Origin of the sequence: Streptomyces sp. NPDC002870 (genome assembly GCF_042888505.1) — a bacterium.
GTDB lineage: Bacteria > Actinomycetota > Actinomycetes > Streptomycetales > Streptomycetaceae > Streptomyces.
The window spans coordinates 20605-33094 of sequence record NZ_JBIAPW010000016.1 but is presented as its reverse complement, the minus strand read 5'-3'; the positions used below and the strand labels follow the sequence as shown (position 1 = coordinate 33094).

The window sequence follows — 12490 nt, the reverse complement described above, 5'->3', positions numbered from 1 at the left end:
CGGGGGAGACGGACATGAGCAGCACACGCACACTCATCTCACCGGCCCAACTAGCCAGACCGCGCGGGAAGTTGCTCTACTGGGTCGTCTTCGCCCTGGTCGTCGGCCTCTTCACGCTGGTCTTCCTCGGCCCGCTCTACTGGATGGTCTCCGGCGGGCTCAAGACCACCCAGGAGATCGTCCAGTCACCGCCGACCTTCGTGCCCGAAACGGTTCACCCGGAGAACTACTCCCGGGCCTGGGACGTGATGGACCTGTCCCGGCTGCTGTTCAACACGCTCTACTACGCGTTCGGGGCGCTCGCCTTCCAACTGGTTCTCGACGTCGCCGCGGCCTACTCGCTCTCCAGGCTGCGGCCGGTGTTCGGCAAGGCTATCCTCGCCATGATGCTGGTCACGCTGATGATTCCGGCCACCGTCCTGGTCGTGCCGCAGTATCTGACCGTGCTCGACGTGCCGATCGTGGAGCGCAATCTGCTCAACTCGCCCTGGGCGATCTGGCTTCCGTCCGTCACCAACGCCTTCAACATCTTCCTGCTGAAGCGGTTCTTCGACTCGATCCCGCGCGAGCTCCTCGATGCCGCCGCCATCGACGGGGCGTCCCGGATGCGGACCCTGTGGTCCGTGGTGCTGCCGATCTCCCGGCCGATCCTGGGCGTCGTCTCCATCTTCGCGGTCGTCGGCGTCTGGAAGGACTTCCTCTGGCCGATGCTCACCCTGCCCGATCCGGGCAAACAGACACTCAACGTCGGCATCTACTCCCTCTCGAACGGCGTGCCCGAGAACGTGCTGATCGCCGCGCTCGCCATCGCGTCCGTGCCGACGCTGCTGATCTTCCTGACCTTCCAGCGCAGCATCATGAGCGGTCTCACCGCGGGCGGCCTCAAGGGCTGACGCACCGAGGACCGGCCTCCAAGGACCGGCCTCCAAGGACCGGTCTTCGCAAGGGTCCCGCCCAACGGCCCGTCGCACCGCTCGTGCCTCACGCCTCCGCCGCCGGCCTCTCTCCGGCGCCCCGCTGTCCGGGCCGGCGGCGGAGTCCCCACCCTGCCCGAAAGGACCGTCACGTGGCAGCCCCTCATTCGGATCAAGCGGACGACTGGTGGCGCAGCGCCGCCATCTACCAGGTGTACGTACGGAGCTTCGCCGACGGCGACGGCGACGGCACCGGCGATCTCGCCGGGGTGCGAGCCCGGCTGCCCCACCTTGCCGAACTGGGCATCGACGCGATCTGGTTCAACCCGTGGTACCTGTCGCCGATGGCGGACGGCGGCTACGACGTGGCCGACTACCGCGCTGTCGACCCGGCCTTCGGCACCCTCGCCGAGGCCGAGAAGCTCATCGGCGAGGCTCGCGAGCTGGGCATCCGCACCATCGTCGACATCGTCCCGAACCACATCTCGCACCAGCATGCGTGGTTCAGGGCGGCCCTCGCGGCGGGACCCGGCAGCCCCGAGCGCGAGCTGTTCCACTTCCGTCCGGGGCGCGGTGAGAGGGGTGAACTGCCGCCCAACAACTGGCCGTCGCAGTTCGCGGGGGAGACCTGGACCCGGGTCCCCGACGGCGAGTGGTACCTGCACCTGTTCACGCCGGAGCAGCCCGACCTCAACTGGGACCACCCGGTCGTACGCCGGGAGCACGAGGACGTGCTGCGCTTCTGGTTCGAGCGCGGCGCGGCGGGTGTACGGATCGACTCGGCGGCCCTGTGCGCCAAGGACCCGGCCCTGCCGGACGCCGACGAGGGCGACACGACCCCCTACGTCGACCGCGACGAGCTGCACGACATCTACCGTGCCTGGCGGGCCGTCGCCGACGAGTACGGCGGGGTGCTCATCGGCGAGCTGTGGGTGCCCGACCCGGACCGGTTCTCCCGCTACCTGCGCCCCGACGAGCTGCACACCGCCTTCAACTTCGACTTCCTGGCCCGCTCTTGGGACGCCGCGGAGCTGCACGCCTCCATCGACACGACGCTCGCGTACCACGCCCCCGTCGGGGCCCCCGCGACCTGGGTGCTCTGCAACCACGACGTGACACGCACGGTCACCCGCTACGGGCGGGACGACACCGGCTTCGACTTCGCGAAGAAGCGCTTCGGCACCCCCACTGACCTGGCCGTCGGGACCCGGCGCGCCCGGGCGGCGGCCCTGCTCTCGCTCGCCCTGCCCGGCAGCGTCTATCTGTTCCAGGGCGAGGAACTCGGACTGCCCGAGGCGGACATACCGCTGGACCGCATCCACGACCCGATGCACTTCCGCTCCCAGGGCGTGGACCCCGGGCGCGACGGCTGCCGGGTGCCACTGCCGTGGGCCGCGGACGCGCCGCATTACGGCTTCGGCTCGGACACGGAGCCTTGGCTGCCGCAGCCCGGCGACTGGGCCTCGTACGCCGCCGACCGCCAGGCCGCGGATCCCACCTCGATGCTGACCCTCTACCGGCGGGCCCTGCGCATCCGCCGCGTCGAGCCCGGCTTCGGCGACGGACCGCTGCGCTGGCTGAGGTCCGCGCAAGGGGTCCTGGCCTTCATCCGCACCGACGGCCTGATCTGCGTGGTCAATCTTGTCGGGGAACCCGCGGAACTCCCCGGCCACACCAGCGTCCTGCTGACGAGCGGTCCCCTGGACGACGAGGGCCGTCTTCCGCGGGACACGGCGGCCTGGCTACGGAGCTGACGCCGCGGCCGACGGCACAGTTCGGTGAGGTGGAGGCGTACCGCTCCTGACCCGTTCTTGGGGGCCGGTGTCGACAGGCGTCGGCCCTCGCCAGAGTCAGCTGTGGCCCGGTGGTGTGCCCGTGGCCATCTCCACGATGACGGAGTCAAAGATCTCAGCGAGGCGCCGTTCGTCGCTCTCAGGGGGCAGGGCTCGCTTTGCGTCGCGTGATGCGTCCCAATAGCGGAGGAAGGGTGCGCTGTTCGCGAGGTCCCGTGCATGCGCCCGGAGCTCTGCTTCGGAGTAGGTCCCCCATCTATAGGCGAGCAGAAAGTGGCCGAACGTCAGATTGGCGAACAGGTGCTGGCGGCTGACGACGGGGGGCGACGCGGGGAAGGCATTCCAGACATCAGCCAGGGAAGGGTCCTCCATGGCCATCCTGGAAAGCTGCACGTGCAGTCCGCGCATGTGGGACTCAGCGCTCCTGTGCAGTTCAATACGCGAACTGGCCAGTTCCTCGCGCTGCTCGGCGAGTTCGTGGCGCTGTAGTCGCAACTCCTGCTGCTGAAGGAAGAGCGTCACTACCAAGATGAGGAGAGCCATTCCGGAGAAGACGGCACTGGCTGCTCCGAAGTAGTCGCCGACCCGGCTCCGGTCTGCGGCTGCCTGAGCCCCTCCGCTGGACCGTTCGACAGCGTCTATGAGCCAGCCGCTGACCAGCACGGATGCAGCGCATACGAGAGCGATGACGAGGAGTGACAAGCCGCCCCAGACACAGGCCCGCCGCATCAGCTGTAACCGCTCCATGCCGTGTTTCCCCCGCCCCCGGCCGATGCGCTGGGTAGCACCGTACCCGTGCCGCAGAGCGGGAAACCCGGCCGACCTGGGGGCGCACACACGTATCCTTGAGCAGCTCAAACTCTGCGTGAAAAGGTGAAATCTTTGGTGAGGAACCCCATTCCCGTCGTCGTACTCGCGGGCTTTCTGGGATCCGGCAAGACGACCTTGCTCAACCATCTGCTGCGCGCGAGTCGTGGGACCCGGATCGGTGCGATCGTCAATGACTTCGGGTCCATCGAGATCGACGCCATGACCGTGGCCGGTCAGCTGGGCGACTCCACGGTGTCCCTCGGCAACGGGTGTCTGTGCTGCGCGGTCGACGCGAGCGAGCTGGACGTCTTCCTCGACAAGCTCACCCGGCCCGCCGCTCGCCTCGATGTGATCGTCATCGAGGCCAGCGGACTCGCCGAACCGCAGGAACTCGTTCGTATGCTTCTGGCCAGCGAGAACGAGCGCATCGTTTACGGCGGACTCGTCCAGGTCGTAGACGCGCCCGAGTTCGAAGCGACGCGGGAGCGGCACCCCGAGATCGACCGGCATCTCGGTATCGCCGATCTGATCGTGCTGAACAAGGCGGACCGTATCGGTGAGGCCGTCGGCCGACGGTTGCGGGAGACGGTTGCACCTCTCGCCGGGGGAGCCGCCGTGATGCCGGCGATGTACGGGCGGATTGACCCGGAACTGCTCTTCGAGTGCCGCCCCCGGACCGAGCGCGTGGGGCAGCTGTCGTTCGAGGATCTCCACGACGACGACCGAGATCACGACGGTCACGACGGCCATCTGCACACCGCTTACGAGACGGTGTCGTTCAGTTCGGCCGAGCCCCTCCACCCGCGCAGGCTGCTGGACTTTCTCGACTCACGGCCCGATGGCCTCTACCGCATCAAGGGATTTGTCGACTTCGGCGCGCCCGACCCTCGCAACCGGTACGCCGTCCACGCCGTCGGCCGGTTTCTCCGGTTCTACCCGGAGCCCTGGCCAGACGGCGCGCAGCGGGCGACCCAGCTGGTCCTGATCGGCTCCGGCGTCGACACCGGAGCACTGCTCAAGGAACTCGACGCCGCCCGGGTGACCCGGCCGCAGGACGCCCCCGATGAGCACAGCATGTGGGGCGTCCTGCGGTTCGTACAGGAAGAAGAGGCTGCGGGCTAGCCGACAGGCCCCGCCAGTACCGCCACCGGCGACGTCAGCGGTGTGCCCGAGCCGTCGCGGCGCGGGTCGGTCTCCGGCAGCTCGGCCGGTGCGCCGCTCTTCTGTGCAGCCCGCGCCGGAGCCGCGCCCGCCCAGGCCAGGACGAGCACGTCCTCGCCCTTGAGGAACCGCTGGCAGCGCACCCCGCCCGTGGCCCGCCCCTTGCGTGGGTACTGGTCGAAGGGCGTCAGCTTCGCGGTCATCACCGAGTCGTCCAGCGTGCCGTGCGAGCCGGCGACCGTGAACACCACCGCGTCCCCGGCGGGGTCCACCGCCGTGAACGAGATCACCTCGGCGCCGTCCGTCAGCTTGATACCGGCCATGCCGCCCGCCGCCCGGCCCTGCGGCCGCACCTGCGAGGCCGGGTAGCGCAGCAGCTGCGCGTCGGAGGTGATGAAGACCAGGTCCTCCTCGCCCGTACGCAGCTCGGCACCGCCGACGACCCGGTCGCCGTCCCTGAGGCCGATGACCTCCAGCTCGTCCTTGTTCGCGGGGTAGTCGGGCACCACACGCTTGACGACACCCTGCAGGGTGCCGAGCGCCAGGCCCGGCGAGGACTCGTCGAGCGTGGTGAGGCAGACGATCCGCTCGTCCGCCTCCAGTGACAGGAACTCCGAGACCGGCGCCCCGCCCGAGAGGTTGGGCGCCGAAGCGGTGTCCGGCAGCTGCGGCAGATCGATCACCGAGATCCGCAGCAGCCGCCCGGCCGACGTCACCGCGCCCACGTCGCCGCGCTGCGTCGCGGGCACCGCGGAGACGATCACATCGTGCTTGGCGCGCCTGCCGCCCTCGTCCACCGGCGGCTCGCCGGTGGCGGTACGGGCCAGCAGACCCGTCGAGGACATCAGCACCCGGCACGGGTCGTCCGCGACCTCGAGCGCCGCCGCGGCGAGCGGCGTGCTCGCCGACTCCAGCAGGACGGTGCGCCGGTCGGTGCCGAACTTCTTCGCCACCGAGGCCAGTTCGCCCGAGACCAGCTTGCGCAGCTCGGCGTCCGAGTCCAGGATCCCGGTCAGCTCGTCGATCTCGCCGTTCAGCCGGTCGCGCTCGCTCTCCAGCTCGATGCGGTCGAACTTGGTCAGCCGGCGCAGCGGGGTGTCCAGGATGTACTGGGTCTGGATGTCGCTGAGTGAGAAGCGCTCGATCAGCCGCTGCTTGGCCTGCGCGGAGTTCTCACTCGAGCGGATGAGGCGGATGACCTCGTCGATGTCGATCAGCGCGACGAGCAGGCCCTCGACCAGATGCAGCCGGTCGCGCCGCTTGGTCCGCCGGAACTCGCTGCGCCGGCGCACGACTTCGAAGCGGTGGTCGAGGTAGACCTCGAGCAGTTCCTTGAGCCCCAGCGTGAGCGGCTGCCCGTCCACCAGCGCCACATTGTTGATGCCGAAGGACTCCTCCATCGGCGTCAGCTTGTAGAGCTGCTCCAGCACGGCCTCCGGAATGAAGCCGTTCTTGACCTCGATGACCAGACGCAGACCGTGCGAGCGGTCGGTGAGGTCCTTGACGTCCGCGATGCCCTGGAGCTTCTTCGAAGAGACCAGGTCCTTGATCTTGGCGATCACCTTCTCCGGGCCGACGGTGAAGGGCAGTTCGGTGACGACCAGGCCCTTGCGGCGCGCCGTGACGTCCTCCACGGAGACCGTCGCGCGGATCTTGAAGGTGCCGCGCCCCGATTCGTACGCGTCCTTGATGCCGGTCAGGCCCACGATCCGGCCGCCGGTCGGCAGGTCGGGCCCGGGGACGAGGCGCATCAGCGTCTCGAGGTCCGCACCCGGGTGCTTGATCAGATGGCGGGCGGCGGCGATGACCTCGCCCAGATTGTGCGGCGGCATGTTCGTCGCCATACCGACCGCGATCCCGGACGCGCCGTTGACCAGCAGATTCGGGTAGGCGGCGGGAAGAGCGACGGGCTCGCGCTCCTGGCCGTCGTAGTTCGACTGGAAATCGACGGTGTCCTCGTCGATCGACTCGGTCATCAGTGACGTCGCGTCGGCCATCCGGCACTCGGTGTACCGCATGGCGGCCGGCGGGTCGTCATTGCCGAGCGAGCCGAAGTTGCCGTGCCCGTCGACCAGCGGCAGGCGCATCGAGAACGGCTGCGCCATCCGCACCAGGGCGTCGTAGATCGACGCGTCGCCGTGCGGGTGCAACTTGCCCATGACCTCGCCGACGACACGGGCGCACTTCACATAGCCCCGGTCGGGGCGCAGGCCCATCTCGTTCATCTGGTACACGATCCGGCGATGCACAGGCTTCATGCCGTCACGTGCGTCCGGCAGGGCCCGGGAGTAGATCACCGAGTACGCGTACTCGAGGAAGGAGCCCTGCATTTCGTCCACCACGTCAATGTCGAGGATTCTCTCCTCGAAATCGTCCGGCGGCGGGGTCTTCGTGCTGCGGCGGGCCATCGCGGCTGCTGCTCCTTCGCGTACCAGGTCTGGAACTGACGCCGACCATTGTGGACCGTCCCACTGACAGCGCCGACCGCGACCCGGAACTTCGCCAGGTGTCAGCGCGCTTGCATACAGTGGCAGGACTTCTCCATATCGCGATCGAAGGGACGTACATGCCCATGGGTCACACGGCCACAGCGCAGGCCGGTTCCGGCGGCCTGACAGCGACTGAGCACCGGCTGGCCAACGGCCTGCGCGTGGTGCTCTCCGAGGACCACCTGACCCCGGTCGCCGCTGTCTGCCTCTGGTACGACGTCGGCTCACGCCACGAGGTCAAGGGCCGCACCGGCCTCGCCCACCTCTTCGAGCACCTGATGTTCCAGGGCTCGGGCCAGGTGAAGGGGAACGGCCACTTCGAGCTGGTGCAGGGCGCCGGTGGCTCGCTGAACGGCACCACCAGCTTCGAGCGCACCAACTATTTCGAGACGATGCCCACACACCAGCTGGAGCTGGCGCTGTGGCTGGAAGCCGACCGGATGGGCTCGCTGCTCGCCGCGCTCGACGACGAGTCGATGGAGAACCAGCGCGACGTCGTCAAGAACGAGCGCCGCCAGCGGTACGACAACGTTCCGTACGGCACGGCTTTCGAGAAGCTGACCGCCCTCGCCTACCCCGAGGGCCACCCGTACCACCACACGCCGATCGGCTCGATGGCCGACCTGGATGCGGCGACCCTCGAGGACGCCCGTGCCTTCTTCCGTACGTACTACGCGCCGAACAACGCCGTGCTGTCCGTCGTCGGCGACATCGACCCGGAGCAGACGCTCGCCTGGATCGAGAAGTACTTCGGCACCATCCCGACCCACGACGGCAAGCAGCCGCCGCGCGACGGCTCGCTCGCGGAGGTCATCGGCGAGCAGCTGCGCGAGGAGATCGTCGAGGAGGTCCCGGCGCGGGCGCTGATGGCGGCCTACCGGCTGCCGCACGACGGCACGCGCGAGTGCGACGCAGCCGATCTGGCGCTGACCGTCCTCGGCGGCGGTGAGTCGTCCCGGCTGCACAATCGTCTGGTGCGCCGTGACCAGACGGCTGTCGCGGCCGGCTTCGGCCTGCTGAGGCTGGCCGGCGCGCCCTCGCTGGGCTGGCTGGATGTGAAGACGTCCGGCGGCGTGGAGGTGCCGCAGATCGAGGCCGCGGTCGACGAGGAGCTCGCGCGGTTCGCCGCGGACGGCCCCACGCCCGAGGAGATGGAGCGCGCGCAGGCTCAGTTGGAGCGCGAGTGGCTGGACCGGCTGGGTACGGTCGCGGGCCGCGCCGACGAACTGTGCAGGTACGCGGTGCTGTTCGGTGACCCGCAGCTGGCGCTGACCGCCGTGCAGCGGGTGCTGGACGTCACCGCAGAGGAGGTGCAGGCGGTCGCCAAGGCCCGGCTGCGCCCGGACAACAGGGCAGTGCTGGTCTACGAGCCCATCTCGGCCGACGACGGCGAGGGCGACGACAGCGACGACAGCGACGAGACCAACGAGCACGAGGGGACCGACCAGTGAGCGACGCTGCCGTGACCATGCAGTTCCACCCGCAGCCGGCGGCTGGAGAGGCCAGGCCCTGGGCGTTCCCCGCCCCCGAGCGAGGCACGCTGGACAACGGACTCACGGTGCTGCGCTGCCACCGTCCCGGCCAGCAGGTGGTGGCCGTCGAGATCTGCCTCGACGCACCGCTGGACACCGAGCCGGACGGCCTCGACGGCGTCGCCACGATCATGGCGCGCGCCCTGTCGGAGGGCACCGACAAGCACTCCGCGGAGGAGTTCGCGGCCGAGCTGGAGCGCTGCGGAGCGACGCTCGACTCGCATGCCGACCACCCCGGCGTCCGCGTCTCCCTGGAGGTCCCGGTCTCCCGGCTGCCCAAGGCACTCGGCCTGCTCGCCGAGGCGCTGCGCGCACCCGCCTTCGCCGACAACGAGGTGGAGCGGCTCGTACGCAACCGTCTGGACGAGATCCCGCACGAGACGGCCAATCCGGCCCGCCGGGCCGCCAAGGAGCTCTCCAAGCAGCTCTTCCCGGCCTCCCTGCGCATGTCGCGCCCCCGTCAGGGCACGGAGGAGACCGTGGCCCGGATCGACTCCGCGGCCGTGCGGGGCTTCTACGAGGCGCATGTGCGGCCCGCGACGGCCACAGCGGTGATCGTCGGCGACCTCACGGGGGTCGACGTGGACGCGGTGCTGGCCGACACCCTCGGCGCCTGGAAGGGCGACAGCGTCGCGCCCCGTCCCGTGCCGCCGATCACGGCCGACGACACGGGCCGCGTGGTCATCGTGGACCGGCCTGGCGCCGTGCAGACGCAGCTGCTGATCGGCCGCATCGGGGCGGACCGGCACGACCGCGTCTGGCCCGCGCAGGTGCTCGGCGCGTACTGCCTGGGCGGCACCCTCACCTCCCGCCTGGACCGCGTGCTGCGCGAGGAGAAGGGCTACACCTACGGCGTACGGGCCTTCGGCCAGGTACTGCGCTCCACCCCCGACGGGTCGGGCGCCGCGATGCTCGCCATCAGCGGTTCGGTGGACACCCCCAACACCGGACCGGCGCTGGAGGACCTCTGGAAGGTGCTGCGCACGCTCGCGGCCGAGGGGCTCACCGACGCCGAGCGGGATGTCGCCGTGCAGAACCTGGTGGGCGTCGCCCCGCTGAAGTTCGAGACGGCGGCGTCCGTCGCGGGCACGCTCGCCGACCAGGTCGAGCAGTCCCTCCCGGACGACTACCAGGCGCAGTTGTACGTACGGCTGGCCGAGACCGGCACCGTGGAGGCGACGGCCGCGGCCGTCAACGCCTTCCCGGTGGACCGGCTCGTGACGGTGCTCGTCGGCGACGCCTCGCAGATCGAGGAGCCGGTCAGGGCACTGGGCATCGGTGAAGTGACCGTTGTCACGGGCTGATTGACCGCACGACGATCGGCCATATTCGGCGAACAACTCAAAACAGACAATCGGAACCCCGGCCTCCATAGCGATGCCGGGGTTCTGTCTTATGCCCGGTTTGTTGGAGAGGTTGCCTGTCTGCCCTGTGGCATGCACTACAAAAGGGGCTGTCTGTTTGGTGAATGAAAGATGCCCCGCCTAGCGTCGGTCCGGCTGTCCGCCAGTAGCCCGCCGCACCCGCGGCATCGGACAGCCATCGCCGAGTCCCCGTATGGCGCGAGCCTGGGGAGCCGGGGACCCAATCAGTCCCTGGGGTGAATCGGACGCCTTCGCACCCGTGCGGAGGAGCCCGTAGGAGACCTTCCTGCTCCGAACCCGTCAGCTAACCCGGTAGGCGAGAAGGAAGGAAAGGATCAGCCACTTCATGGCGTTCACCCGTGCCACCGGGAAGCACCGTGCCCCGAGCCGCCTGACGCGCAAGAGCGCGAGCATGGCGGGCGTCGCGGCCCTTGCCACCACCGGCGTCATCGGAACCCTCGCTTCCCCGGCGCTCGCCGCCGAGCCCGGCGCCACCGCGGTCGAGGACACCGGCCTGACCCAGATCGTGGCCGCCGACTCGCTCGCCGACCAGATCGCCGACCAGGCCGCCGCCCAGAAGCGGGAGGCCGACGAGGCCGCCGCCAGGGCGAAGGCCGAGGCCGAGGCGAAGCGCAAGGCCGAGGCCCGCGCCAAGGAGGCTCGCGAAGCCAAGGAGCGCGCCGCCCGCGAGGCCGAGCGCAAGCGCCTCAACTCCTTCCGGCTCCCCGTCGCCGACGCGCACCTCACCACCGGCTACAAGGCCGGCGGCTCGCTCTGGTCCTCCGGCAGCCACTCCGGCGTCGACTTCCGTGCCCCGTCCGGCAGTTCGGTCATGGCCGTCGGCTCGGGCACCGTCGTCGAGGCCGGCTGGGCGGGCGCGTACGGCAACAACATCGTGATCAAGATGAACGACGGCTCGTACACCCAGTACGGCCACCTCTCGTCCATCGGCGTCTCGGTCGGCCAGCGGGTCACCCCGGGCCAGCAGATAGGCCTCTCCGGCTCGACCGGCAACTCCACCGGGCCGCACCTCCACTTCGAGGTCCGCACCAGCCCCGAGTACGGCTCCGACATCAACCCCGTCGCGTACCTGCGCGCCCACGGCGTCGACGTCTGACCGACACCCGAGTGAACGAAGGCCCCGGCCCCCGCCGGGGCCTTCGGCGTTCGGCCCGCTGGCCAAAAGATATCCATGAATTTCCAGGGGCCATCGGAAAATCCGGCCCACTGCAATAGAGTCACCGAACAGGCGTCAATCGGCTGCGTTTCGCGCGGATTAAAGCGGAGGTTCGGTCATGCGCATTCCCGCGCACTCGGTATGCACGGCGATCCGCGACGACATCGTCTCCGGCGTATTCGAGCGCGGCAGCCGGCTCACCGAGGAGCAGCTGGCGCGCCGCTACGGCGTCTCCCGGGTCCCCGTGCGCGAGGCCCTGCGCACACTGGAGTCCGAGGGCTTCGTCACCACCCGCCGCCACGCCGGCGCCTGCGTCGCCGAGCCCACCGAGCAGGAGGCGGCCGACCTGCTGGAGGTCCGGATGCTGCTGGAGCCGCTGGGCGCGGCCCGGGCCGCCCAGCGCCGCACGGAAGCGCACCTCAAAGTCCTGCGCGGTCTGGTCAGACTGGGGCAGGAGCGGGCCCGCCGCGGCCAGGGCGAGGATCTGCGCTCGCTGGGCGGCTGGTTCCACGAGACGCTCGCCCAGGCTTCCGGCAGCCCCGGCCTGACCGCCCTGCTCACCCAGCTGCGGCACAAGATCGCCTGGATGTACGCCATCGACCAGCCCGCCAAGCCCATCGAGTCCTGGGCCGAGCACGGCGCGATCGTGGACGCCGTGGCGCGCGGCGATGTGGAACGGGCGCGGGCGCTGACCGCCCTGCATGCCGAGCGGGCCACGGCCGCGCACCGGCTGCGCCGTCCCGAGCGGGTGAGGACTTCGCAACATGCCGTAAACACGGCAAGCGCCCGCAATTAACAGCCGCACCGTATACAAAGAGAAGATATTCGCGGGGCGGCTTTTATGCTGCCCGAATTCATGGTGCCCGGACCGCAAAAAAGCGGAGCCGCGATCTCCCGAATTCAGGACGCCGCGGCTCCGCCGTCGAGCAATTCGACTGCCAGATTCAGACGGTCTCGGGAAGCTCCTCGAGCCCCTCGGCGACCAGCTTGGCCAGACGGTCCAGGGCGGCGTCGGCGCCGTCCGCCTCGGAAGCGAGCACGATCTCCTCGCCGCCCTGAGCGCCCAGGCCGAGCACCGCGAGCATGGAGGCGGCATTGACCGGGTTGCCGTCGGCCTTGGCGATCGTCACCGGGATGCCGGAGGCCGTGGCGGCACGGACGAAGATGGAAGCGGGGCGGGCGTGAAGGCCCTCGGCCCAGCCGACATTGACGCGGCGCTCAGCCATGGTGTTGCCCTTCAAGTCTTAGCG

General features: G+C 69.6%; 10 protein-coding genes and 1 riboswitch. Of the genes, 7 read left to right on the top strand and 3 right to left on the bottom strand.

The window, feature by feature from the left end; translation table 11 throughout:
• Positions 1-14 precede the first annotated feature (14 nt).
• Together ACFYWY_RS20890 and ACFYWY_RS20885 are read left to right on the top strand one after the other, a co-directional pair.
• The gene (locus tag ACFYWY_RS20890) at positions 15-893 is read left to right on the top strand and encodes a carbohydrate ABC transporter permease (protein WP_389188569.1); all 879 of its coding nucleotides are present in this window, start codon (positions 15-17) and stop codon (positions 891-893) included.
• Positions 894-1066: 173 nt separating this feature from the next.
• Complete coding sequence (locus ACFYWY_RS20885; RefSeq protein ID WP_389188566.1) at positions 1067-2668, top strand: alpha-amylase family glycosyl hydrolase; 1602 nt, start codon at positions 1067-1069, stop codon at positions 2666-2668.
• A 96-nt stretch (positions 2669-2764) separates the two neighbouring features.
• Here ACFYWY_RS20885 and ACFYWY_RS20880 read toward each other — a convergent pair whose 3' ends face one another.
• Complete coding sequence (locus tag ACFYWY_RS20880; protein ID WP_389188563.1) at positions 2765-3454, bottom strand: DUF6082 family protein; 690 nt, start codon at positions 3452-3454, stop codon at positions 2765-2767.
• Between the two features lie 138 nt (positions 3455-3592).
• Here ACFYWY_RS20880 and ACFYWY_RS20875 point away from each other — a divergent pair, with 138 nt between their 5' ends.
• On the top strand, positions 3593-4639 hold the full coding sequence (locus ACFYWY_RS20875; protein WP_389188560.1) for a CobW family GTP-binding protein: 1047 nt from the start codon (positions 3593-3595) through the stop codon (positions 4637-4639).
• Here the strand turns inward: ACFYWY_RS20875 and ACFYWY_RS20870 are convergent.
• Positions 4636-7086 (bottom strand): DNA topoisomerase (ATP-hydrolyzing) subunit A, encoded by a 2451-nt coding sequence (locus ACFYWY_RS20870; protein WP_389188557.1) that lies wholly within the window; start codon positions 7084-7086, stop codon positions 4636-4638. The genes ACFYWY_RS20875 and ACFYWY_RS20870 overlap by 4 nt on opposite strands.
• Before the next feature lie 158 nt (positions 7087-7244).
• Between ACFYWY_RS20870 and ACFYWY_RS20865 the strand changes: the two genes are divergently transcribed.
• The 4 genes from ACFYWY_RS20865 to ACFYWY_RS20850 all read left to right on the top strand — a co-directional run bounded on the left by ACFYWY_RS20865 (position 7245) and on the right by ACFYWY_RS20850 (position 12036).
• The gene (locus ACFYWY_RS20865; RefSeq protein WP_389188834.1) at positions 7245-8618 is read left to right on the top strand and encodes a M16 family metallopeptidase; all 1374 of its coding nucleotides are present in this window, start codon (positions 7245-7247) and stop codon (positions 8616-8618) included.
• Positions 8615-10003 (top strand): M16 family metallopeptidase, encoded by a 1389-nt coding sequence (locus ACFYWY_RS20860; RefSeq protein ID WP_389188554.1) that lies wholly within the window; start codon positions 8615-8617, stop codon positions 10001-10003. The genes ACFYWY_RS20865 and ACFYWY_RS20860 overlap by 4 nt, the downstream gene beginning before the upstream one ends.
• 229 nt (positions 10004-10232) lie before the next feature.
• A riboswitch (cyclic di-AMP (ydaO/yuaA leader) is annotated at positions 10233-10397 on the top strand.
• A 12-nt stretch (positions 10398-10409) separates the two neighbouring features.
• Positions 10410-11180, top strand: a complete 771-nt coding sequence (locus ACFYWY_RS20855; protein ID WP_389188551.1) for a M23 family metallopeptidase — start codon at positions 10410-10412, stop codon at positions 11178-11180.
• 178 nt (positions 11181-11358) lie between these two features.
• Positions 11359-12036, top strand: coding sequence for a GntR family transcriptional regulator (locus ACFYWY_RS20850; protein WP_389188548.1), 678 nt, complete (start codon positions 11359-11361; stop codon positions 12034-12036).
• 148 nt (positions 12037-12184) lie between these two features.
• On the opposite strand, the gene ACFYWY_RS20845 is transcribed toward ACFYWY_RS20850, so the two are convergent.
• Positions 12185-12466: an HPr family phosphocarrier protein gene (locus tag ACFYWY_RS20845; protein ID WP_389188545.1), complete on the bottom strand. Its 282-nt coding sequence runs from the start codon at positions 12464-12466 to the stop codon at positions 12185-12187.
• Positions 12467-12490 lie beyond the last annotated feature (24 nt).